This window comes from Novosphingobium sp. ZN18A2, assembly GCF_036784765.1.
In the GTDB taxonomy this organism is placed as follows: Bacteria; Pseudomonadota; Alphaproteobacteria; order Sphingomonadales; family Sphingomonadaceae; genus Novosphingobium.
In genome coordinates this window covers 2,847,583-2,869,440 of record NZ_CP136651.1, presented here as the reverse complement: position 1 = coordinate 2,869,440, position 21,858 = coordinate 2,847,583, and the positions used below count along the sequence as shown (strand labels likewise).

The following is a 21,858-nucleotide window of genomic DNA, read 5'->3' as shown; positions in this document are numbered from 1 at the left end:
GGGGTGCTGCGGGCCGAGGATTGGGGCGTCGTCCTTCTATCGCTGAAAGTCAGCCTTCTGGCGGTTGCCTGCGTGCTGCCGTTCGCCTTCCTGTGCGCGTGGCTGCTGGCGCGCGGGCGCTTTCCGGGGCGGTTCCTGCTGGATGCGCTGGTCCATCTGCCGCTGGTGCTGCCGCCGGTGGTGGTCGGCTGGGTGCTATTGCTGCTGTTCGGCACGAACGGACCGATCGGCGCGTTTCTCGAACGCGCCTTCGGCATGACGGTGATGTTCCGCTGGACCGGCGCGGCCATCGCGGCGGCGGTTATGGCCCTGCCCTTGATGGTCCGCGCGATCCGCCTTTCGCTGGAAGCGATAGACCCGCGATACGAACAGGCCGCGCGCTCGCTTGGCGCCAACGGGGTGCGGCGGTTCCTTACCATCGCTCTTCCGCTCAGCCTGCCTGGCGTGCTGACCGGCGCGATCCTTGGCTTCGCACGCTCTCTGGGAGAGTTCGGCGCGACAATCACGTTCGTTTCCAACATTCCCGGCGAAACGCAGACCCTGCCCATTGCGATCTATTCCGCCTTGCAGGTGCCGGGGCAGGAAGGGCGCGTGTGGACGCTGGCCGCGGTTTCCGTCGCGCTGTCGCTGGCCGCGCTGCTGGTGTCGGAATGGCTGGCGCGGCGCGGATCGAAGGACGGCCCGAGGGTGTTCCGCCATGTCCTTTGACGTTGATGTGCGGGTGCAGCTGGGCGGCCAGCTGCTCGGCGCCCGTTTCGCCACGGACGAGGGGCTGACGCTGCTGTTCGGACCTTCGGGCGCGGGCAAGACGACGATCCTCAATATGGTTGCGGGCCTTGTTCCCCCCGATGCCGGCCATGTGCGCGTGGGCTCGGATACGCTGTTCGACAGCGCGGCGGGCGTGAACGTTCCCGCGCACCGGCGGCGGCTGGGCTTCGTGTTCCAGGACGCCCGGCTTTTCCCGCACATGAAGGTGCGCGCGAACCTGCTCTATGGCTGGAAGCTGGCGCGCGCCGAAGACCGCTGGATCGCGCTGGAAGACGTGACGGCGTTCCTGGGCATCGGCGCGCTTCTCGACCGGCAGCCGCGCACGCTTTCGGGCGGAGAGGCGCAACGCGTGGCGATCGGTCGTGCGCTGCTATCGGGCGCGCGCGCGCTGCTGATGGACGAGCCGCTTGCCTCGCTGGACCCCGATCGCAGCGCGGAAATCATGCGCGTGATAGAGCGCGTGCGCGACGAGCTGAAGCTGCCGATCCTCTATGTCACGCACGACCGCGAGGAAGCGGCGCGGCTGGCGACGCACCGGATAGAGGTTCACCCGCTCCAGCCGTGAAGGCCGGAGCGGCGTTATACCAAGGCGCGATGAGTCAAGCTCATCGCGCTTAGGTATTACTTCTTGCCGCGCAGCTTGCGATGCGTGGAAAGGTCCAGCACTTCGCTTGGCCCGGCGTCGTCCTGCAACAGGCCAAGGCGGCGGGCGACTTCCTGATAGGCTTCTTCCTCACCGCCCAGGTCGCGGCGGAAGCGATCCTTGTCCAGCTTTTCGCCCGTCGTCATGTCCCACAGGCGGCAGCCGTCGGGGCTGATCTCGTCCGCCAGGATCACGCGCGAATAGTCGCCGTCCCAGATGCGCCCGAACTCCAGCTTGAAGTCGACCAGGCGGATATTGATCGCGGCGAACATGCCGCACATGAAATCGTTCACGCGGATCGCCATGGAAGAGATGTCCTGCATCTCTTCGTTGCTGGCCCAGCCGAAGCAGGCGATGTGTTCTTCCGCGATCAGCGGATCGCCCAGCGCATCGTCCTTGTAGTAATATTCGATCAGCGTGTGGGGCAGCGGCTCGCCTTCCTCGATCCCCAGGCGCTTGGAAATCGAACCGGCGGCAACGTTGCGCACCACGACTTCGATCGGAACGATCTCTACCTGCCGGACCAGCTGTTCGCGCATGTTCAGGCGGCGGATGAAGTGGGTGGGGATGCCGATGTGCGAAAGGCGCGTGAACACATATTCGCTGATGCGGTTGTTGATCACGCCCTTGCCGCTGATCGTGCCGCGCTTTTGCGCGTTGAACGCGGTGGCATCGTCCTTGAAATACTGGATAAGGGTGCCCGGCTCCGGACCTTCATAGAGGATCTTGGCCTTGCCTTCGTAAATCTGGCGGCGGCGGGACATCGGCATCTATCCTTAGCAACATGCGTCTGGCGCGAAAACGGTAAGCCCCGGCATTTGCGAGCCGGTAAGGACTGCGCTGCCGGGGCGGACCCGCGCCCTTTATGCGAAAAGCGTGTCTTGCGCAATCACGCGCGAATTCCCCCGTGCCTGACGGACCTGCTTGCGCGCCTGACCGTGCCAAGCGGCAACTGTTCAACAAATTCGAACAAACGCTTTGAGATTATCGGGCTGACCGGAAAAGGACGGATGGGCCATATGCTCCCATGAAACCGGCGGCGCCATTCCCACGCGGGAAAGTCCGCCCGCAACAAAGGGAAATTCGCGATGAGCAAGGTTCTGGTCCTCTATTATTCCACGTACGGCCACATCGAAGCGATGGCCGAGGCGATTGCCGCCGGTGCGCGCGGCGCGGGCGCCCAGGTGGACGTGAAGCGCGTGCCCGAAACCGCGCCGGAAGACGTGGCGAAGGCGGCACACTTCAAGCTGGACCAGGCGGCCCCCGTTGCGACCATCGCCGATCTGGAAAACTACGATGCGATCGTTGTCGGAACCGGCACGCGCTTTGGCCGCATCAGTTCGCAGATGGCGGCGTTCCTTGACCAGGCCGGCGGGCTGTGGGCGCGCGGCGCGCTTAACGGCAAGGTGGGCGCGGCGTTCACTTCCAGCGCCACGCAGCACGGCGGGCAGGAAACCACGCTGTTTTCGATCATCACCAACCTGCTGCACTTCGGCATGACGGTTGTCGGGCTGGATTACGGCCACGCCGGGCAGATGGGGCATGAAACGGTGGTCGGCGGCGCCCCCTATGGCGCGACCACGATTGCCGGCGGCGACGGTTCGCGCCAGCCGAGCGAGACCGAACTGGAAGGCGCGCGCTATCTTGGCGCCCGCGTTGCCAACACCGCCAACAAGCTTTTCGGCTGACGCCCGCCCCCCGCGTCAGCCCGATTGAGCGCGCCCCGGCAATGCACCGGGGCGCGCTCGAAAGCTCCTCGATCAACTAGGCGCGCGCCGCCGCAAGGCCGCTGCGCGCGGTCTTGCGATCCGGATTGATCGGAAAACGCCCTATTCGCCCGAAGCCGCGGACGGGTCCGGATCGGTGCGGTTTGCCGCCCTTTTCGCGCGCTCGATAAACGGGTTCAGCGTCGCGCGCTGGACCAGCACCGAGAACAGCACCACTGCGAACGTTGCGGCGAGCAGCAGGTTGCGGACCGGTCCTTCGGGCAACGACAGCGCCAGCGCGATAGAGATGCCGCCGCGCAACCCGCCCCAGACCAGCACGGGCCGCGAATCGTGGCAGGCCACTTCCGCGCGCGGCACCACGATCAGCGAAGCACGGACCGCGATCCAGCGCGCGCCAAGCGCGATCGGCACCGCGGCGGCCGCGATCAACAGGTGGTTGCGGTGCGGCACGATGGCCAGCACTTCCAGCCCGATCAGCAGGAACAGGATGGAATTCAGCGTTTCGTCGATAAGCTCCCAGAACTTGATCACGTAATCGCGTGTCATGTCGCTCATCGCGTAAGTCACGCCGTAATTGCCGATCAGCAGCCCGGCGACGGCCATGGCGATCGGGCCGGAGACGTGCAGCGGCTCTGCAATCGCATAGCCGCCCATCACCACCGCGATGGTGATCAGCACCTCCAGCGCATATTCGTCCATGCTGCGCAGGCCCTTGAAGCCCAGCCAGCCGATCACGATGCCCAGCAGAACGCCGCCGCCCGCTTCCTCGGCGAACAGCCTGGCCCCTTCGGCGATGGAAAATTCGGTGCCCGTCACCGCCGCGCCCAGCAGGATCAGGAAAACCACGATCCCCACCCCGTCGTTGAACAGGCTTTCACCGGCGACCACCGCCTGCAACGACGGCGGCACCGCCTTTTCCTTCAGGATGCCCAGCACCGAAACCGGGTCTGTCGGGCTGATCAGCGCGCCGAACACGAAGCACCATATCGCCGGCAGCGGCAGGTGTGCGGCCAATGCCACGCCGTAAAGCGCGCCGCCAACCAACACGGTGGAAATCAGCACGCCGACCGTGGACAGCAGGACGACGGGCAGCCAGTCCTTCTTCAACCGGTCCAGATCGACGTGAAGCGCGCCCGCGAACAGCAGGAAGCTCAACATTCCCTGAAGCAGCGTCTGCGAGAAATCCAGTTGCGACAGGATGTTCGCCACCCAGTCGTCAAGCGAGACGCCGGGGATGAACGCGTTGACGACAAGCAACCCGATGGCGACGAGCGCGCCCATCACGGTCAATCCGATGACGTGCGGCAAGCGCAGGATGTGATGGTTGAGATAGCCGAGCAGCGCGGCCGTGACCACAAGCAGCGCGGCGACATCGAACGAAGACAGGTGCACCATGCCCGCCTTCCTAGCCGTATTTTCGGACCGGGCGAAGCGGAACCGGCGCAGGTTTGCTCCGCTATGGCGTTGCCCGCGCCGCGCGGCTCTCGTAAGACGCACGGATGATCGCAATTGAAACCGGATCGCGCTGATGGACGCTGCCGAGCAGGTCCACGCCAAGTTTCTCGCCGCGCTGGGTGGCGGAACGCTGCGCCGCCGGTCTAACCTGGGTCTTTCGGATGTCGGCCTTGCGTCCGAACGCGCCGCCGCCCTGTTCCAGAGTCAGGTGATGAGCCGCCAGCTCGATCGCCTGTCGCGCAAGCTGCAGGCGCGCGGGGAGGGGTTCTATACCATCGGCAGTTCGGGCCACGAAGGCAACGCGGTGCTGGCCGAAGCGCTGCGCGTAAACGACATCGCGTTCCTCCATTACCGCGACGCCGCTTTCCAGATTCACCGCGCGGGCCGCGTTCCCGGCGAAAACCCGGCGTGGGATATGCTGCTGTCCTTCGCGGCTTCCAGCGAAGACCCGATTTCGGGCGGGCGGCACAAGGTGCTTGGGTCCAAACGGCTGTTCATCCCGCCGCAGACCAGCACGATCGCCAGCCATCTGCCAAAGGCGGTGGGCGCGGCGTTTTCCATCGGCATCGCCCGGCGGATGAAGCTGGACGGCACGCCGCTGGCTCACGACGGGGTCGTGCTTGCGAGCTTTGGCGATGCCAGCGCCAACCACTCGACCGCGCAAGGCGCGTTCAACACCGCAGGCTGGGCGGCATTTCAGGGCACGCCCATGCCGATGATCTTCCTGTGCGAAGACAACGGCATCGGCATTTCCACGCAGACGCCGAAAGGCTGGATCGAAGCGCAGTTCGAACAGCGCGCTGGCCTGCACTACATCGCCTGCGACGGGTGCGACATGGTGGACGCCTATCGCGCCGCGCGCGAGGCGGAACAGATCGCCCGGCATGATCGCAAGCCGGTGTTCCTGCACATGAAGACCGTGCGGCTTTACGGCCATGCCGGAAACGATGTGCAGGGCACCTATCTCAGCAAGGAACGCATCGCCGAAGACGAAGCGCGCGACCCGCTACTGGCCAGCGCCGCTCTGCTGGTCGGGGAAGGGGTGATGAGCGCGGCGGACGTGCGCGATTTCTATGAGGATACGGGCGAGACTTTGGCGCGGCAGGCGGAACTGGCAATCGCGCGGCCCAAGCTGAGAGACGCGGCCGAAGTGATGGCAAGCATCGTTCCGCCAAAGTCCGATGCGCTGCCACGCCCGCTTGCCCCCGCCAGCGCGCGGCAGGCACTGTTCGCGGATGATGCCACGCAGATGGACAAGCCGCAGCACATGGCAAAGCTGATCTCGTGGGCGCTGGCCGACCTGCTGCTGCAATACCCCAACGCGATTGTGTGCGGAGAGGACGTGGGGCCGAAAGGCGGGGTCTATGCCGCGACCGCGAAGCTGCACCAGCGTTTCGGATCGTCGCGCGTGGTCAACACGCTGCTGGACGAACAGGCGATTCTGGGCCTTGGCATCGGCGCGGCGCACAACGGGCTGCTGCCGATTCCGGAAATCCAGTTCCTTGCCTATGTCCACAATGCCGAAGACCAGATTCGCGGCGAGGCGGCGACGCTCAGCTTCTTTTCGGGTGGGCAATATACCAACCCGATGGTCGTGCGCATCGCGGGGCTGCCCTATCAGCGCGGTTTCGGCGGGCATTTCCACAATGACAACTCGCTCGCTGTTTTCCGTGATGTGCCGGGCGTGGTGCTGGCTGTCCCTTCCAGCGGCGCGGACGCGGTGGCGATGCTGCGCGAATGCGTGCGGCTGGCGCATGAGGAACAGCGCGTGGTGGTGTTCGTGGAGCCGATCGCGCTCTACATGATGCGCGATCTTCATGCCGAAGGCGACGGCCTGATGACCAGCCTTTACCAGCCGCCGGGCGAGGGCGACATCCGGCTGGGCGAACCCGGCGTGCATGGTGACGGCACCGATCTCGCCATCGTTACATACGGCAACGGCTGCTTCCTTTCGCGGCAAGCGCAAAAGCTGCTGGAGGAGGAAGGCGTCGACGTGCGCGTGATCGACTTGCGCTGGCTGGCCCCACTGGCCGAAGACGCTTTGCTGGAAGCGGTGGCGCCGTGCGGCAAGGTGCTGATCGTCGACGAATGCCGCGGAACCGGATCGCAAAGCGAGGCGCTGATGACGCTGTTCGCGGAGCGCGCGCCCGGCAAGCCAATTGCCCGCATCGCCGCGACCGACAGCTTCATCCCCCTGGCGCGCGCCGCCACCTACACGCTGCCCAGCCGCGACATGATCGTGGCCAAAGTGCGGGAGATGATGCGTGGCTAGGCGGCAGGAAACATCCCCCTCCCGCATGCGGGAGGGGTTAGGGGTGGGCACGCGATCCGCAAGGATCGCGCAAAGCGGATCGGTCGCGCAGGTCCACTCCGTTCCCTCCCGCAAGCGAGAGGGGCGATTTGATGGCTAAGGAATCCGTCCTTGTCGTCTGCCCCGGACGCGGCACCTACAACGCGCCGGACCTCGGCTATCTGGCGCGCCACCACGCCGCGCGGCCCGAACTGGCGCGGTTCGATGCGATGCGCGTCGGAAAAGGGGCTGAAACGCTGACCGCGCTGGACGGTGCGGCACGGTTTTCGCCCGCGCTCCACACGCGCGGGGACGTGGCCGCGCCGCTGATCTATGCGGCCAGCTATCTTGATTTCCTCAGCCTCGACCGTGACCGGTTCGATGTGGTGGCGGTCACCGGAAACTCGATGGGCTGGTACTCCGCGCTTGCTTGCGCGGGTGCGGTTTCAGGTGAGCACGGCTTTGCCATTGCCGATGCGATGGGCGTCAATTCGCAGCGTCACGAAGCGGGCGGGCAGGCCGTTCTGGTGCTGGCGGACGAAGAATGGCGCGTCGATCCCGCGCTGGCCCGCGCGGTCGAGGCGGCTTGCGCGAAGCATGGCGCGCTGCCTTCCATCCGGCTGGGCGGGATGCTGGTTGTCGCGGGTGCGCCGCCCGCGCTCGACGCGTTGGAAAAGGACTTGCCGCACCTCCCGCGCGATCCGATGCGCCTGCCCGGCAACGGCCCATTCCACACGCCGCTGATGGCGGGCAGCGCCAAAGCTGCGCGGGCCATGTTGCCACACGAATGGTTCAGCCAGCCGCACATTCCTCTGATCGACGGGCGCGGTGCGATCTGGCGCAGGTTCTCCACCGATACGCGAGCGTTGTGGGACTATACCTTCGGCGCGCAGATCCTCGACACCTATGATTTCACGCTGGCAATGACCGTCGCGATCCGCGAATTCGCGCCAGACCGGATCGTGCTGCTCGGCCCCGGCGAGACGCTGGGCGGCGCGATCGGGCAGGTGCTGGTCGCATTGCAATGGCAGGGAATCACCGGCAAACCGGCCTTCATGGAAAGACAGGCGGACGATGCACTTCTGCATGCGCTGGGCCGGCCCGGCCAGCGGGAGATCGTTTGCGTATGACCCGTCCATCCGTCCTGTTCGTGTGCCTTGGCAACATCTGTCGCTCTCCGATGGCGGAAGGAGCGCTGCGCAAGGCCTCGCACGATGCGGGGATTGCGATTGACGTGGACAGCGCCGGGACGGGGGACTGGCATATCGGCCGCCCGCCCGATCCGCGGGCGCAGCTGGTGGCGCGCGAACACGGCATAGACATCGCCGGCTATCGCGCCCGGCAGGTGACGCCGCACGATTTCCTGCGGTTCGACCATATCCTTGCGCTCGACCTGCAGAACCTGCGCGATCTGAAGGTCATTGCTCCCGCGCGCGAACAATCGCGGCTGGAACTGCTGATGGACCTGGTGCCCGGCCGCGAAGGCACGGCTGTTGCCGATCCCTATTTCGGCGACGAGGACGACTTTCGCACCGCATGGAACGATGTCGTGCGGGCGTCGGCGTTCCTGATCGAGCGGCTGGCGCGTTAGGTCAGCAGCGCGAAAATCCGTTCTTCCTCTGCGCGCCAGTCTATGCCGCGCGCTTCCAGCCATTCGTCGTTGTAATAGCTTGCCGCATAGCGTTCGCCCGCATCGCACAGGATCGTGACGACTGAGCCGGAATGCCCGGCGGCCGCCATTTCTTCCACCAGCGCCATGCAGCCGACGATGTTGGTTCCGGTAGAGCCGCCCACGCGCCGCCCGATCTTGCGCGAAAGCGCGCGCATCGCGCCCACGCTGGCCGCGTCGGGCACCGCCATCATCCGGTCGATCACTTCGGGCACGAACGAGGGTTCCACGCGCGGGCGGCCGATCCCCTCGATGCACGATTTGCACCCGCCGTCCAGCGTGCGCACCGCGCGGTCCGCGAAATGGCGATGGAACACGGACCCTTCCGGATCGGCCACGCACAGCCGGGTATCGTGCCGGGCATAGCGGATATAGCGCCCGATGGTGGCGGACGTGCCGCCCGTTCCCGCGCCGCACACGATCCACGTCGGCACGGGATGTTCCTCACGCCGCATCTGGCTGAACAGGCTGTCCGCGATGTTGTTGTTGCCGCGCCAGTCGGTCGCGCGTTCGGCGAACGTGAACTGGTCGAGGTAATAGCCGCCGGTCTCGCGCGCCAGCCGTTCCGCCTCTGCATAAACGGTGCCCGGATCGTCCACCAGGTGCACGTTGCCGCCATAGAACCGGATCGCCTCTATCTTCGATGGCGAGACCGTTTTCGGCGCGACGGCGATGAAGGGAAGGCCGATCAGCTTTGCGAAATAGGCTTCGGAAACCGCGGTCGATCCGCTGGTCGCCTCTATCAGCGTGGAATCCGGCCCGACCTTCTGGTTGCACAGGGCATACAGGATCAACGACCGGGCAAGGCGATGCTTCAGGCTGCCCGTGGGATGGCTCGATTCGTCCTTCAGATACAGCGTGATGTCGGGAAACCGGGGCATTTCCACGCGAACCAGATGCGTTTCGGCAGAACGTGTGAAATCCGCATCGATCTTGCGGATCGCCTCGTTCGTCCATTCCCTGAGATTGTTCATCGCACTCCCCGCAAAGGAGTGGTGCCCGGGGGCGGAATCGAACCACCGACACCATGATTTTCAGTCATGTGCTCTACCAACTGAGCTACCCGGGCATCGCTGCGGCGACGGTCCCTCGCACGATTGTACGCAGACCGGCGAGCGGTTGGAAGCGCGCCTATGGCGAGACGCGCCCGATCTGTCCACCCCCTTTTTGCGTGTTCCGCCAAGTCAGCCGCGCCCTTCCTCTTCATCGATGGCCGGCGGGCCGGGAAGGGCATATCCATCGTCCAGCCAGCGAACCAGGTCGCGGTCGCGGCAGCGGGCGGAGCAGAACGGGGTGTGTTCCGCGCTGCGCGGCTTGCCGCAGATCGGGCACTTGCGGGTCTTTTCGGTCTTCGCGGTCATGGCGCGATGGCCTGCGCGAATGCGGCGGTGAGTGCAAGGCCCGGATCGTCCCGCCACACGATTCCGCGCCCGGTCCGGTTGGCAAGCATGGCTTCCCATTCGGGCTTCACCATGTGGCGCACGGCGGGATGCGCGACAAGCAGCAAGGCCCCCGGTTCGCGCACGCGTTCCGCCCGGCGCATCAGGATGCGCGCGGCGGCGGAAGGCTTGCGCGAATAGAGCTGGACGATACTGGGCCGTTCGAACCGCGAGACGAGCTGGACGAAGCCGAACCCGTTCATCGCCGTGCGTTCCCCGCGCCATCCGGAAAGCGCATCGGCCAGTGCCGCATCCACCGCCTGCCGGTCCTTCTTTTCCGCGAGCGAGGGAAAATCGATCCCGACCGAACCGCCCAGGTCCAGCCGCGCAAGCGTGGCTGCGATGGCGGGCACCGCCGCAAGCGCAAGCTGGCGCGGCGCATCGTCCCCGTCGATGTCGATCAGGGTCATCGCCGGCGTCGGGCTGACCAGCAGCGCGCCGCCGGGAAAGGCAATCTCTCCCCACAGCGCCTCTTCCACGATCTCGTCCCACCCCGCCCGGTCGAACCGGCTGTCGCCGGGAGCGGCCCTGACGACCGGCGTGCCATCGGCGGCAAGCGCATCGGCAAGCGGGGGCGCCGCGCGCGGCTGTTCACCCGGCGCGGGCCGCACGTGGGCAAGCTTCGAGCGCCCCCGTTCGGTTATCGGGCTGCGGGTGACGCGCACGGTCAGCGTCGTGCCTTCGGTCGCTTCGGGGCCGAGTGCGTCGGCCAGCGCCTCTGTCCCGTCGGGCAGCCGCACGGTGCCGCGCTTAGATCCGGCGCGGCGCGAAACCAGTTGAGCTTCGGCCACAAGCCCCGCGCGCAGCCGCGTGTCCCATTCTACGCGGGCCGCGCGGATCGCGCCGTCTTCCACAAGGATCGCGCGGGTTTCGCCGATTCCTTCTTCCACCAGCCACACGGGACGTGCCGATTCAGGCAAGTTTCACTCCCGCCGCCAGCAGCAGGCGGCGCGTTTCGTAAAGCGGCAGGCCGACAACGCCCGAATGGCTGCCGGCAAGCCATGCGCAGAACCCTTCGGCGCTGCCCTGTATGGCATAGCCGCCCGCCTTGCCGTGCCATTCGCCCCCGGCGATATATCCGTCGATTTCGTCAGGCGTCAGCCGCTTGAAGCGCACGACCGTTTCCGACAGCGCTTCGCGCAGGGTTCCGTCGGGCGTGATAACGGCGATGGCGGAATATACGCGGTGGCGGCGGCCCGAAAGCAGCGCCAGGCAATCGCGCGCGGTCGCCTCGTCCTCGGCCTTCGGCAGGATTCGCCGCCCCGCGCCGACCACGGTATCGCCTGCCAGCACGATCGCACCCGGCGCCTGTGTTGCCGCCGCGCGCGCTTTTTCCGCCGCCAGTCGCACCGCGTGGCCGCGCGGAAGTTCGCCTTTCAGCGGGCTTTCGTCGATATCGGTGGCCAGCACACGGTCCGGCGTGACGCCAAGACGCGCCAGCAGCTCGCGGCGGCGCGGACTGGCAGACGCAAGCACCAGTGCGGGGCGTTCGGGAGCGGGCGCGCTTTCGCCCATCGTCGCGTCGGCGCGGCTCAGAAGCCGCCGGGACCGCCGCGGCCGGGCATGAAGCGATAGGTGATCCGGCCCTTCGTCAGGTCATACGGCGTCAGTTCGACCAGCACTTCGTCACCCACAAGAACGCGGATGCGGTTCTTGCGCATCTTGCCGGCGGTGTGGCCCAGGATTTCGTGATCGTTTTCCAGGCGGACGCGGAACATCGCGTTGGGCAGCAGTTCGACCACTGTGCCGCGCATTTCCAGGAGTTCTTCTTTCGCCATCGGCGCCGTGCTTTGTCCCTTGCAAGAACGCGCGGTTGTTGCGCGCAATAATCCGGCCGCACAACCGCCGGTTGCACGCGATGCGCGCCATAGCGGGCGGCAGCACAAAAGAAAAGCCTGCTCTGGTTGCTATGGGATTTCGGCCCGTGCTGCCTTTGAACGGCGCGGGGGCGAATGGCGCGCGACGAAAATGCGGAGGCGCAAGTGGGTAACAGGGCACGACTGCGCGCGACAAATTGATACGCATTGCGGATTGCCCCGGCCATGGCCGCCGCGCCATCTCCTGCGTGGCGAAAGCCGCCATGCGCCCACGGGCGCACGCCGGCCTCGCTTCGTGCCGTGCCGAACAGGAAGACAATGTCCTTCAAGTCCCACCCTTCTGCCAGCCTCGTGGTGCTGGCCCTGGTCAGCCCTGCAACACCGGCATTCGCGCAGGCTGCAAGCGCGGCGGGGCAAGGCGCGCAACCGTCGCCCATTCTGGTCGATCGGGACGATGGGGATGCCACAATCATTCAGCAGGAAGCCGGGCAGATCGTGGTCATCGCCGGGCGGATAAAGGGGCAGGTCCAGGCACCGCAGGCGCCCGTCCTGGAACTGAACGAGGAAGACATCGCCGCCTATGGCGCGACCTCTATCGCCGACCTGCTTTCCCAGCTTTCGCCGCAAACGGCGTCTGGCCGGGGCCGGGGTGATGGCGCACCGGTCATCCTGCTGAACGGCCAGCGCATCTCCAGCTTCCGCGAGTTGCGCGATTTTCCGCCCGAGGCGATTCGCCGGGTGGAAGTGCTGCCCGAGGAAGTTGCGCTAAGATACGGTTATGCGCCGAACCAGCGCGTGGTGAACTTCATCCTGAAGGATCACTTCGCCAGTCAGGATGCGGGGGTCGAATACGGGGTTCCCACGCAGGGCGGGTTCCATGACCTGGAACTGGAAACCCGCATCGCGCGAATCGACAACGGCGCCCGGCTGAACATCAAGGCCAAGCTGAACGATACGTCGCCGCTGACAGAGGCGGAACGCGGCATCGCGGTTCCGGCGGCCAGCGCGCCCACGGTGAATGGCGATCCCGATCCGGCAGCGTACAACACGCTGATTTCGGACAGCAAATCCTATTCGCTCAACGCCAACTGGGCGAAAGGGCTGGGCAAGGATGGCATCGGTGGATCGATCAGCTTCAACGGCGCGCTGACCCGCAGCGACGCGCGCAGCCTGAACGGCCTCAACACCGCGGTGCTGACCGATCCGGCCGGAAACAGCGAGACACGCACCACGCTTTCGCCCCGTCCGCTCACCAACTTTACCCGCACCACCACGGCGCAGGCGGGCGCTTCGCTGAACCTTCCGCTAGGCAAGTGGCAACTTTCGGCAACGGCGGACTATACCCACACCGATACGCGCAGCACGACAGACCGGCAGGCCGATCTCTCCGCGCTTGCCGCGACGGCGGCAGCCGGCACTCTGCCGATTGATGGCGCCTTGCCGGCAAGCGGTATCGCGACGTTCGCGCCCGACACCGCGAAAAGCAATTCGGACAGCGCGACCAGCCTTGTCACGCTGACCGGCAAGCCGCTGTTGCTGCCCGGCGGTGAAACGACGCTGACGCTGAAGACCGGCTATGCCTATTCGGACATCACCAGCAGCGATTCGCGCACGGCAGCCGGACAGTTGCACCTGCTGCGCGGGGACGTGCAGGCAGGCGGCAACATCGCCATCCCGATCACCAGCCGCCGCAACGATTTCGGCGCGGCGCTGGGCGATGTCTCGCTCAACTTCAACGGAAGCGTTCACAGCCTGTCGGACTTCGGCACGCTATACAGTTACGGAGCGGGGCTGACCTGGGGCATGACCCCGCGCCTGTCGTTCCAGGCAAGTTACATCGCAGAAGACAAGGCACCGGGCCTTTCGGATCTGGGCGGGCCGGTAACGGTGACGCCGGGCGTTGCGGTTTACGATTTTTCGACCGGGCAGACGGTGCTGGCCACGGTGACGACCGGCGGAAATCCGCAATTGCTGAAGGAGAAACAGCGCGACTGGAAGTTCGGCCTTACGTGGGACTTGCCGGTGCTCGACAGGTCGAACCTCATCGTCGAATACTTTCGCAACCACTCGTCGAACACCACCAACGCCTTCCCGTTGTTGACGCCCGATGTCGAAGCGGCCTTTCCGGGGCGCGTGGTGCGCGATGCGGGCGGGCAGATCGTGTCGATAGACGAACGGCCGGTAACTTTCGCGCAAGAGCGCGGATCGCGCCTGCGTTACGGTTTCAACATCGGCGGGCGGTTCGGCAAGGCCGATCCGGCGGCGAAGCGCGGCGGCAAGGGCGGCGGGCGGCGCGGGCGCAGGGGCGACGGCAAGGGGCGCTGGAACCTGTCCGCCTATCAGACGGTCCGCTTCACCCAGACCGCGCAACTTGCGGCGGGCGGGCCGGTGCTGGACCTGCTGGGCGGCGATGCGATCAGCGGCAGCGTCGCGCGCAGTTCGGTCACGATGGAAGGCGGCGCGTTCTATCGCGGTTTCGGTTTCCGCCTTTCCGGCAACTACACCGGCGCCAGCCACATCGACGCAAGCGGGCTGCCCGGATCGACCCGGCTGGACTTCGCGCCGATCGCCACGTTCAACGCGCGCCTGTTTGTCGATCTCGACCGGCAGGCCGGTGTGATCAAGGCGGTGCCGTTCCTCAGGAACAGCCGCTTGCTGTTCAAGATCGAAAACGTGTTCGACGGACAACAGAAGGTAACGGACGGCACCGGTGCGGTGCCACTGCGCTATCAGCCCGGATACGAAAATCCGCGCGGGCGCGTGATCACAATCGATTTCCGCAAACGCTTCTGACGCGCCCCGCGCAGTCAGCGCCAGAATGGCTCTATTGCCAGCAGCGCATGGCGGGCCTTGCCCGCTTTTCCGATCAAATGGCGCTTGTGCATAGCGGAAAGCCACGCCTGCGCTTCGGGTAAATCCAGCAACCCCTGCGCCCGCAGCCATTCGGTCGCCACGCGCACGTCGTTAAGCGCGCCCAGATCATCCTGAAGCACCTTCAGTGCCTTGAAGAACGCCTTGTGTGCCTTTCTGTGCTGTTTGCCCGTGAGCATCGGACCGAACGCTTCGGCATTGTAGCGCAGCTTCTTGGCGTCCTTGCGCAGGCGGTGACGCGCTTCGTCATCGGCCGTTTTCAGATGCTTGCCGTGCCGTCGCACCTTGCGCAGCAGGCGGTCCAGCGAATGCGCCGCGAACGGTTCCAGCGGCGCCTCGCGCGCGGTCAGCGTCGCCGGATGGCTGCGCCACGCGCCGCATTCCAGCCACTCGGCAAGATCCAGCAACAGCGCGCGCGTGTGCTTTGCCCCCAGCCTGCGGCGCAAATGCGCCCAGGCCGCCACACGCGCCGCCTTCATCCGCTTGCGCAACGGACCGCGCGGCACTTGTGCGACCATCACGTCAAGGTCGCGCACCTTGCCCAGCGCGACGGCAAGGCTGCGCAGCCGCCGGTCCAGCCTGGCCGCGTCCGGACCGGGCAGGATCGGGCGGAACGCGCGCAGCGCCGCGCGCAAACGGCGCAGCGCGATGCGCGCCTGATGGACGGCTTCGGGCGAATGCCGGTCGAGCAGGATATCCTCGTTGGCGCGGTATTGCGCGATGCAGGCGCTTGCGATCGCGGTAAAGGCATCGCGCACCGGCATCGCGGGGTCGAGCGTCGGCGGGTCCGTCCGCACCGCATTCGCCATCGGGCCGAGCAGGCGCCAGCCGCGCCCGGCCTTGGTGGTGACGCCAAGCCGCGCGGGCACCACACGGTCAACCTGCCGGGCGAGGGCGAACAGCCCCGCGGGATCGCCCTTGCGAAGCTCCAGCTCGATCTCGGCGAAGTGATCCTCGCGTTCGTCCGCTTCGGCAACCCCGGTATCGAGCGCGACTTCCACGCTGCCCCCGTCGGTCAGCGGCAGATTGCGCAGTTCGCGCCTGACGGTTACGGTAAACTGCGGCAGCAGATCTTCGCCTGAGCGTTCTAACAGGTCGGGAACACCGGTGCGCGCGTCGATAACGGGCGTGGGCGCGTCCAGCGGTATATCCCATTCGCCGCGCTTCATCAGCCCGGCGCCGGCGCCGTTCGCACGCTTCACCGTTTGCACCAGCGCATGATCCTCGCGCCGCACGCGCAGGCTGAATCCGGCGGTACGCAGCGACTGCGAAGGCGTATCGTAATAGGTCGCGGCAAGGTGGCGCGTGCGCTGCGGCTTGCCAAGGAAAGACGCGCGCGAAAGCCGCGCCGCCGCGTCCGGCGCAATGGCAAGCTTGAGTTCGATCTCGACGGCCATGGCCCAGAAGCCCCCCAATGGCGTCCGCCCGCAAAAGCTTACTGTAACGCATGGGCATGGCAAGGCGACAGACTGCGGTGGATTGAGGGGCTCCCAAAACGGGACGTCTGCGACTATCTGGCAAGCATGGCCCGCACTCCCGCCGGAACTCCAGACCATCCGAAAGGCGCCGAACGGTTCAACGAGGACCGCGCGAGCCTGACCCTGCGCGGATCGGACCAGCCCGATATCGAAGCTGGCATCGCGGCAATCCGCGATACGTTGAAGACGCTGAAGCCGCGCCCCGGCGTTTATCGGATGTGCGACGCGCGCGGTGATGTACTTTATGTCGGCAAGGCGCGTGCGCTGAAGAACCGCGTGGCGAATTATGTGCAGGTGGACCGGCTTTCCAACCGGCTGAAGCGCATGGTGAGCCAGACGCGCTCGATGACGATCGTCACCACCAACAGCGAGGCCGAGGCGCTGCTTCTGGAAGCGCAGCTGATCAAGCGCTTCCGCCCGCCCTACAATGTGCTTCTGCGCGACGACAAGAGCTTCCCCTTTATCCTGCTGCGCGCGGATCACGCTTTCCCGCGCATCATGAAGCATCGCGGCGCGCGCAAGGCGAAGGGCAGCTATTACGGCCCCTTCGCCAGCGCCGGGTCGGTCAACACGACGATCAACGCGTTGCAGAAACTGTTCCTGCTGCGCAGTTGCACCGACAGCTTCTTTTCGCGGCGCGACCGGCCCTGCCTGCTTTACCAGATAAAGCGTTGCTCGGCCCCCTGCGTCGGACGGATCGACGAAACGGGCTATGCCGAACTGGTGCGCCAGGCGAAGGATTTCCTGGGCGGAAAGTCGTCAAACGTGCAGCGCGAGTTGGAAGCGCAGATGGGCAAGGCCGCCGAAGACCTGGACTTCGAGCGCGCGGCGATGCTGCGTGACCGGTTGCGGGCGGCGACCTTCATCCAGGGAAGCCAGGCGATCAACGCGGGCGCGTTGCAGAATGCGGATGTGTTCGCCATCGCCGCCAAGGGCGGGCAATACGGCATCCAGGCATTCTTCATTCGCGGCGGCCAGAACTGGGGGCACCGCGCGTTCTTTCCCACGCATACCGACGGGCTGGACGAGGCCGCCGTGCTGACCAGCTTCCTTGCCCAGTTCTATGAAGAAGTGCCGCCCGCGCGCACCGTGCTGGTCGACCGGGAACTGCCCGAAGGCGACCTTCTGGCCGAAGCGCTGGGAGAACTGGCCGGCGGCAAGGTGGAAATCGCGCAGGGGCAGCGCGGCGACCGGCGGCGGCTGGTGGAGCAGGCATCGCGAAACGCGGTGGAGGCGCTTGACCGGCGGCTGGTGGAAAGTGGCACGAAGGCGAAGATCAACCGCGATCTGGCGGAGTTCCTTGAACTGGCCGAGCCGCCCGAACGGATCGAGGTTTACGACAACAGCCACATCCAGGGCGCGCAGGCACTGGGCGCGATGATCGTCGCGGGGCCGGAGGGCTTCGTGAAGGGCCAGTACCGCAAATGGAACATCAAGCGCGCGCAGACCAACGACGATTTCGGCATGATGCGCGAGGTGTTCCAGCGCCGCTTCGCCCGCGCGGCAGAGGAAGATCCCGACCGGGACAGCGGCATGTGGCCCGACCTTGTCCTGATCGATGGCGGCAAGGGGCAGATGACGGCCGCGCGCGAGACGCTGGAGGAAATGGGAATCGAGGACGTGCCGCTGATCGCCATCGCAAAGGGGCCGCATCACGGGCGCGAGGGACGCGAGGTATTCCATTTTCCCGACGGGCGCGAAAAGACGCTGCCGGTAAATTCCCCGCTATTGTTCCATTTGCAGAACCTGCGCGACGAGGTGCACCGCTATGCGATCGGCGCGCACCGCGCAAAGCGCAGCCGCGCGATCACGGCCAGCCCGCTGGACGAGATTCCGGGCATCGGCCCGGCGCGCAAGCGCGCGCTGCTGCTGCATTTCGGCACGGCTGGCAAGGTGAGGGCGGCGGCACTGGACGACCTGAAACGCGCACCGGGCGTGAGCGCGGCGGTGGCGCAAACAGTGTATGATTTCTATCATCCGGGCGGGTGAAGCGGCTGCCGGGTTGGGCGACCGTTAGCGGGCAGGCTGCAACGGGCAGATCAATCTAAATGTCCATTCCAGCGGCAAATCATGGACTTTTGCAATAATTATGCAACAAGGCTTGCGAGGGGCGGACCCCATCCGAAGACCGGATGGCGGGGCTGGTCCCGGATGCAAGGGCTGGCATGGCGACACTTCACGGCGATAACGCAAGGCAGATAAACCGAATTCAGGAAAACCTCCTTGCGGCGCAGGAACGACGCTTGCTCAACTGGTTATGCGCGCGAATGCCCCGATGGGTGACGCCAGACATGCTTACCGCGATCGGCATGGTCGGCGCGCTGGCGGTGTTCGCCGGTTATGTCACCAGCAACCTTGGCGCCGAATGGCTGTGGCTCTCCGTCGCCGGATATTTCGTGCAATGGTTTGGCGATTCGATGGACGGCAGCCTTGCGCGCTTCCGCAAGATCGAGCGGCCGCGCTATGGCTATTTCCTCGATCATAGTTGCGATGGTCTGGCGACCACCCTGGTTGTCGCGGGGATCGGGTTCAGCCCATACGTGCAGCTTTCCGTCGCGCTGGTCGCGCTGACCGGATACCTGCTGTTGTCGATCCACGCGTTCCTGTCGGTCCGCGTGCTGGGCGAGATGAAGCTGTCCTATGCCTATGCCGGGCCGACCGAACTGCGCTTCGTCCTGCTGGCGCTCACCTTCTCCATGATGGCGGTGGGACCGGAACAGGGCGTGATCGCGGGGCTTTCATGGTTCGATCTTTTCGTCGGCGGTGTGGGGCTGCTGCTGATCGTGTTCTTCATCGTGCAGACCGCCCGCATCGCGAGCCGTCTGGCGGTGGAAGAGCCGCCCCGCAACAACCGCAAGGACTGATCGCGGCGCGTTCAGTCCTTCGCCTTCGCGCGCCGGATCATCCCTTCCTGCGCCACGCTGGCTACAAGGCGTCCGTCGCGCGTGAACACGCGCCCCCGGTTGAACCCGCGCCCATTCCCGCTCCACGGCGAATCGGTGGCATAAAGCAGCCATTCGTCGGCGCGGAACGGTTCGTGGAACCACAAGGCGTGATCCAGGCTGGCGCTGATGATCTCGCCGCGCGCCCATGAAAGGCCGTGGGGCAGGGCGCATGTTCCCAGCAGGCTCATGTCGCTGGCATAGGCCAGGACCGCACGATGAATGCGCGGATCGTCGGGCAGGGGCGCGACAGTGCGGAACCACGAATGCGAGACGGGCGCGGCCGGGCCTTCGTTCAGCCAGTGCCGTCCCTCGACCGCGCGCATTTCGATGGGACGCGGGCTGAGGAAATGGTGCCGTGCTTCGGGCCGGGCCTGCTCGGCAAAGCGCCGGCGCACTTCGGCCTCCGGTTCAAGATCGTCGGGCGGGGGCACGTCCGGCATCGGTGCGTCGGCATGGTGCAGCCCGTCCTCGTGCCGCTGGAAGCTGGCGGTAAGGTTCAGGATCGGGCGGCCCTGCTGGCTTGCCACGACGCGGCGGTTGGAAAAGCTGCCGCCGTCGAAATCGCGTTCCACGCGGTAATCGATGTCGATTCCTTCGCTGCCCCCGCGCAGGAAATAGGCGTGGAGAGAGTGTGCGGGGCGGGCCGGGTCGACCGTTGTTTCGGCAGAGGCGAGCGCCTGGGCGATCACCTGGCCGCCGAACACGCGGCCCACGCCATCGGGCTTCTTGCGGCCAAGAAACGTGTCCTCGCCCGTCACCTGCACTTCAAGCAGGTGGATCAGGTCGTCTACAAGTTGGCGCGGCGTCTGGTCGGGGCGCGTGGGGTCTTCGCTCATGGCAAGGCCCATGCATCTCCTTTACGTAAACGTCAACTCCGCCTAGACGAGGCCCAGCCGCGCAAGCTCGCTTGCCAGTCCGCCGGGCAACACGTCGTCTCCCTGCGCGCCGTCGGCAAGGTCGGTCGGGGCATCCTTGTCTTCCAGGTAGCGCCAGCCCTGGTGCGCGCGCTTGGGTTTGGGCCGGACGTCGATCAGCTTCGTGGAGATCACGATGTGCGTGCGGCCGCCTTCGGCTTCCTCGAAGCCAAGGATTTCGCTTCGGGCGACAAGCTGGTGCTTCAAGATCCAGAACAGCGATCCGCCGACCATCTCTTCATGCCGCTTGGGCAGATAGCGCGTTGTGAGTCGCGCCGTGTCGCCACGCGCCTTGAACCAGCCGTGGACTTCCTCCAGCGATTGCGCCCCGTAGGCGACCTTGGTCATGTGCAGCGGCATGTGCCCTAGATAGGGCGGCGCGGCAGCGGTGCAATCATGCCAGTCCCGTCAGTACGGCAAGGCCAAGGAAAGAGAAGAACCCCATCACGTCTGTCGCGGTGGTCACGAAGACCGCCGACGATACCGCCGGATCTATCTTCAACCGGTCCAGCGTGACTGGAACGGCGATACCCGCAAGCCCCGCGGTCAGGTTGTTGATGACCATCGCGCTTCCGATCACCGCGCCCAGCAGCGGGTTATGGAACAGCAGCGCGGTCGCCCCGCCGATCAGCACGCCCAGCGTGGCGCCGTTGGCGATGGCGATGCGCAGTTCGCGGGCGATCATTCGCAGTGTGTTGGAACTGGTCAGCTGGTTGGTGGCGAGCGCGCGCACGACGACGGCCAGCGTCTGCGTCCCCGCGTTGCCCCCCATGCCGGAAACGATTGGCATCAGCACCGCGAGCAGCGCGAATTTCGCGATCGCGCCCTGGAACAGCCCGACCACCGACGAGGCGATGACCGCCGTGCCAAGGTTCACCACCAGCCAGGTCAGCCGGGTGCGCACGGTCAGCATGATCGGTTCGTTGATGTCGCCGTCGCCCGCACCTGACAGGCGCAGGATATCCTCGCTCGCCTCTTCCTGGATGATGTGGACCACGTCGTCGACCGTGATCTGGCCGACCAGCCGCCCGCTTTCGTCCACCACGGCGGCAGAGATCAGCGCGTATTTCTGGAAGCGCAGGGCGACTTCCTCCTGGTCCATCTCTACCGGGATCAGCGTCTGGTCGCGCTTCATCACGTCCGCCAGCGCGATGTGTCGCGGTGTGCGCAGAACCCACGAAAGCTGGCAGGTGCCGACCGGGCGATGCGCGGGATCGACGATGAAGACTTCCCAGAACTCCGTCGTCAGGTCCGCGTTTTCGCGCAGGTAATCGATCAGGTCGCCGACAGTCAGGTGTTCTGGCACCGCGATCAGGTCGCGCTGCATCAGGCGGCCGGCGGTTTCCTCCGGATAGGATAGCGCGGTTTCGATCGCCGCGCGGTCTTCCGGCTCCATCTCGGCCAGGACGGCCTGCTGGTCTTCCTCGTCGAGGTCTTCCAGCATGGCGACCGCGTCGTCGGTCTCCAGCTGCTCGGCGATGTCGGCGACCATGCCGGCGGGCAGCGATTCGACCAGCAGTTCGCGCACGTGGTCGTTGAGCTCGGCGATCACCTCGCTGCTCATCAGGTCGGTGATCGCGCGGGCAAGTGCCGGACGTTCGTCCGCCTCTACCAGTTCGAACAGGTCCGCGATGTCGGCGGGGTGGAGCGGCTCCACAAGGTCGTAGACCGCGCCGGTGTCACCTTCTTCGAGCGCTTCGACTACCTTGCGCACGAACGAGGCCTTGAGCGTGTTTTCCTCGTCAAGGCTTTCGGAGTTGCGCTGCTGGTCGTCCGCCGGCGGCATCTCGCCCCCGTCGGCCAGCACGCCGACCCCTTCTTCCTCGCGTTCGCTCATCGCAG

20 protein-coding genes and 1 tRNA gene are annotated in these 21,858 nt (G+C 65.9%); 9 read left to right on the top strand and 12 right to left on the bottom strand.

The window, feature by feature from the left end; all coding sequences use genetic code 11:
* Nucleotides 1–3: 3 nt before the first annotated feature.
* Nucleotides 4–708 (top strand): molybdate ABC transporter permease subunit, encoded by a 705-nt coding sequence (modB, locus tag RXV95_RS13695; RefSeq protein ID WP_338466588.1) that lies wholly within the window; start codon nt 4–6, stop codon nt 706–708.
* Nucleotides 698–1,333: an ATP-binding cassette domain-containing protein gene (locus tag RXV95_RS13690; protein ID WP_338466587.1), complete on the top strand. Its 636-nt coding sequence runs from the start codon at nt 698–700 to the stop codon at nt 1,331–1,333. The genes modB and RXV95_RS13690 overlap by 11 nt, the downstream gene beginning before the upstream one ends.
* A 56-nt stretch (nt 1,334–1,389) precedes the next feature.
* Here the strand turns inward: RXV95_RS13690 and purC are convergent, their stop codons facing one another.
* Nucleotides 1,390–2,175: a phosphoribosylaminoimidazolesuccinocarboxamide synthase gene (gene purC / locus RXV95_RS13685; RefSeq protein ID WP_338466586.1), complete on the bottom strand. Its 786-nt coding sequence runs from the start codon at nt 2,173–2,175 to the stop codon at nt 1,390–1,392.
* A gap of 324 nt (nt 2,176–2,499) precedes the next feature.
* On the opposite strand from purC, the gene wrbA reads away from it, so the two are divergent.
* A complete protein-coding gene (gene wrbA / locus RXV95_RS13680; RefSeq protein ID WP_338466585.1) occupies nt 2,500–3,099 on the top strand; it encodes an NAD(P)H:quinone oxidoreductase in 600 nt (199 codons plus the stop codon).
* A gap of 141 nt (nt 3,100–3,240) precedes the next feature.
* Here the strand turns inward: wrbA and RXV95_RS13675 are convergent, their stop codons facing one another.
* Nucleotides 3,241–4,533 (bottom strand): sodium:proton antiporter, encoded by a 1,293-nt coding sequence (locus tag RXV95_RS13675; RefSeq protein ID WP_338466584.1) that lies wholly within the window; start codon nt 4,531–4,533, stop codon nt 3,241–3,243.
* 133 nt (nt 4,534–4,666) lie between these two features.
* Between RXV95_RS13675 and RXV95_RS13670 the strand changes: the two genes are divergently transcribed.
* The 3 genes from RXV95_RS13670 to RXV95_RS13660 all read left to right on the top strand — a co-directional run bounded on the left by RXV95_RS13670 (nt 4,667) and on the right by RXV95_RS13660 (nt 8,474).
* Nucleotides 4,667–6,865, top strand: a complete 2,199-nt coding sequence (locus RXV95_RS13670; RefSeq protein ID WP_338466583.1) for a thiamine pyrophosphate-dependent enzyme — start codon at nt 4,667–4,669, stop codon at nt 6,863–6,865.
* Between the two features lie 131 nt (nt 6,866–6,996).
* Nucleotides 6,997–8,013: an ACP S-malonyltransferase gene (locus RXV95_RS13665; protein ID WP_338466582.1), complete on the top strand. Its 1,017-nt coding sequence runs from the start codon at nt 6,997–6,999 to the stop codon at nt 8,011–8,013.
* Entirely contained in the window at nt 8,010–8,474 is a 465-nt protein-coding gene (locus RXV95_RS13660; protein ID WP_338466581.1) for a low molecular weight protein-tyrosine-phosphatase, read from the top strand. Before RXV95_RS13665 ends, RXV95_RS13660 begins: the two co-directional genes overlap by 4 nt.
* Here the strand turns inward: RXV95_RS13660 and RXV95_RS13655 are convergent.
* The 6 genes from RXV95_RS13655 to infA all read right to left on the bottom strand — a co-directional run bounded on the left by RXV95_RS13655 (nt 8,471) and on the right by infA (nt 11,769).
* On the bottom strand, nt 8,471–9,526 hold the full coding sequence (locus tag RXV95_RS13655; protein WP_338466580.1) for a PLP-dependent cysteine synthase family protein: 1,056 nt from the start codon (nt 9,524–9,526) through the stop codon (nt 8,471–8,473). The genes RXV95_RS13660 and RXV95_RS13655 overlap by 4 nt on opposite strands.
* A 19-nt stretch (nt 9,527–9,545) precedes the next feature.
* A tRNA-Phe gene (locus tag RXV95_RS13650) sits at nt 9,546–9,621 on the bottom strand.
* A 115-nt stretch (nt 9,622–9,736) separates the two neighbouring features.
* On the bottom strand, nt 9,737–9,913 hold the full coding sequence (gene yacG / locus RXV95_RS13645) for a DNA gyrase inhibitor YacG (protein WP_338466579.1): 177 nt from the start codon (nt 9,911–9,913) through the stop codon (nt 9,737–9,739).
* A complete protein-coding gene (locus RXV95_RS13640) occupies nt 9,910–10,911 on the bottom strand; it encodes a ribonuclease E/G (protein ID WP_338466578.1) in 1,002 nt (333 codons plus the stop codon). Before RXV95_RS13640 ends, yacG begins: the two co-directional genes overlap by 4 nt.
* Nucleotides 10,904–11,506 (bottom strand): Maf family nucleotide pyrophosphatase, encoded by a 603-nt coding sequence (locus RXV95_RS13635; protein WP_338466577.1) that lies wholly within the window; start codon nt 11,504–11,506, stop codon nt 10,904–10,906. The genes RXV95_RS13640 and RXV95_RS13635 overlap by 8 nt, the downstream gene beginning before the upstream one ends.
* Before the next feature lie 17 nt (nt 11,507–11,523).
* Nucleotides 11,524–11,769, bottom strand: a complete 246-nt coding sequence (gene infA / locus RXV95_RS13630) for a translation initiation factor IF-1 (protein WP_041550738.1) — start codon at nt 11,767–11,769, stop codon at nt 11,524–11,526.
* 357 nt (nt 11,770–12,126) lie between these two features.
* Here infA and RXV95_RS13625 point away from each other — a divergent pair, with 357 nt between their 5' ends.
* Nucleotides 12,127–14,601, top strand: coding sequence for a TonB-dependent receptor plug domain-containing protein (locus RXV95_RS13625; RefSeq protein ID WP_338466576.1), 2,475 nt, complete (start codon nt 12,127–12,129; stop codon nt 14,599–14,601).
* A gap of 14 nt (nt 14,602–14,615) precedes the next feature.
* Here the strand turns inward: RXV95_RS13625 and RXV95_RS13620 are convergent, their stop codons facing one another.
* Entirely contained in the window at nt 14,616–16,076 is a 1,461-nt protein-coding gene (locus RXV95_RS13620; protein ID WP_338466575.1) for a CHAD domain-containing protein, read from the bottom strand.
* Nucleotides 16,077–16,202: 126 nt separating this feature from the next.
* Here RXV95_RS13620 and uvrC point away from each other — a divergent pair, with 126 nt between their 5' ends.
* Nucleotides 16,203–18,146, top strand: a complete 1,944-nt coding sequence (uvrC, locus tag RXV95_RS13615) for an excinuclease ABC subunit UvrC (RefSeq protein WP_338466574.1) — start codon at nt 16,203–16,205, stop codon at nt 18,144–18,146.
* A 176-nt stretch (nt 18,147–18,322) separates the two neighbouring features.
* Entirely contained in the window at nt 18,323–19,021 is a 699-nt protein-coding gene (locus RXV95_RS13610) for a CDP-alcohol phosphatidyltransferase family protein (protein WP_338466573.1), read from the top strand.
* Nucleotides 19,022–19,032: 11 nt separating this feature from the next.
* On the opposite strand, the gene RXV95_RS13605 is transcribed toward RXV95_RS13610, so the two are convergent.
* Genes RXV95_RS13605 through mgtE form a run of 3 tightly spaced genes read right to left on the bottom strand, consistent with a single transcriptional unit; the run spans nt 19,033 to nt 21,802 of the window.
* The gene (locus RXV95_RS13605) at nt 19,033–19,938 is read right to left on the bottom strand and encodes an acyl-CoA thioesterase II (RefSeq protein WP_338466572.1); all 906 of its coding nucleotides are present in this window, start codon (nt 19,936–19,938) and stop codon (nt 19,033–19,035) included.
* Between the two features lie 42 nt (nt 19,939–19,980).
* Nucleotides 19,981–20,376, bottom strand: a complete 396-nt coding sequence (locus tag RXV95_RS13600) for a DUF1489 domain-containing protein (RefSeq protein ID WP_338466571.1) — start codon at nt 20,374–20,376, stop codon at nt 19,981–19,983.
* A gap of 34 nt (nt 20,377–20,410) precedes the next feature.
* Nucleotides 20,411–21,802, bottom strand: coding sequence for a magnesium transporter (mgtE, locus tag RXV95_RS13595; RefSeq protein ID WP_338468571.1), 1,392 nt, complete (start codon nt 21,800–21,802; stop codon nt 20,411–20,413).
* Nucleotides 21,803–21,858 lie beyond the last annotated feature (56 nt).

Excerpts from the sequence above, each read along its gene's own strand:
- RXV95_RS13690 (WP_338466587.1), top strand. The coding sequence starts at position 698 with ATGTCCTTTGACGTTGATGTGCGGGTGCAGCTGGGCGGCCAGCTGCTC.
- purC (WP_338466586.1), bottom strand. The coding sequence starts at position 2,175 with ATGTCCCGCCGCCGCCAGATTTACGAAGGCAAGGCCAAGATCCTCTAT.
- wrbA (WP_338466585.1), top strand. The coding sequence starts at position 2,500 with ATGAGCAAGGTTCTGGTCCTCTATTATTCCACGTACGGCCACATCGAA.
- RXV95_RS13675 (WP_338466584.1), bottom strand. The coding sequence starts at position 4,533 with ATGGTGCACCTGTCTTCGTTCGATGTCGCCGCGCTGCTTGTGGTCACG.
- RXV95_RS13670 (WP_338466583.1), top strand. The coding sequence starts at position 4,667 with ATGGACGCTGCCGAGCAGGTCCACGCCAAGTTTCTCGCCGCGCTGGGT.
- RXV95_RS13665 (WP_338466582.1), top strand. The coding sequence starts at position 6,997 with ATGGCTAAGGAATCCGTCCTTGTCGTCTGCCCCGGACGCGGCACCTAC.
- RXV95_RS13660 (WP_338466581.1), top strand. The coding sequence starts at position 8,010 with ATGACCCGTCCATCCGTCCTGTTCGTGTGCCTTGGCAACATCTGTCGC.
- RXV95_RS13655 (WP_338466580.1), bottom strand. The coding sequence starts at position 9,526 with ATGAACAATCTCAGGGAATGGACGAACGAGGCGATCCGCAAGATCGAT.
- yacG (WP_338466579.1), bottom strand. The coding sequence starts at position 9,913 with ATGACCGCGAAGACCGAAAAGACCCGCAAGTGCCCGATCTGCGGCAAG.
- RXV95_RS13635 (WP_338466577.1), bottom strand. The coding sequence starts at position 11,506 with ATGGGCGAAAGCGCGCCCGCTCCCGAACGCCCCGCACTGGTGCTTGCG.
- infA (WP_041550738.1), bottom strand. The coding sequence starts at position 11,769 with ATGGCGAAAGAAGAACTCCTGGAAATGCGCGGCACAGTGGTCGAACTG.
- RXV95_RS13625 (WP_338466576.1), top strand. The coding sequence starts at position 12,127 with ATGTCCTTCAAGTCCCACCCTTCTGCCAGCCTCGTGGTGCTGGCCCTG.
- RXV95_RS13620 (WP_338466575.1), bottom strand. The coding sequence starts at position 16,076 with ATGGCCGTCGAGATCGAACTCAAGCTTGCCATTGCGCCGGACGCGGCG.
- uvrC (WP_338466574.1), top strand. The coding sequence starts at position 16,203 with ATGGCCCGCACTCCCGCCGGAACTCCAGACCATCCGAAAGGCGCCGAA.
- RXV95_RS13610 (WP_338466573.1), top strand. The coding sequence starts at position 18,323 with ATGGCGACACTTCACGGCGATAACGCAAGGCAGATAAACCGAATTCAG.
- RXV95_RS13605 (WP_338466572.1), bottom strand. The coding sequence starts at position 19,938 with ATGAGCGAAGACCCCACGCGCCCCGACCAGACGCCGCGCCAACTTGTA.
- RXV95_RS13600 (WP_338466571.1), bottom strand. The coding sequence starts at position 20,376 with ATGCCGCTGCACATGACCAAGGTCGCCTACGGGGCGCAATCGCTGGAG.
- mgtE (WP_338468571.1), bottom strand. The coding sequence starts at position 21,802 with ATGCCGCCGGCGGACGACCAGCAGCGCAACTCCGAAAGCCTTGACGAG.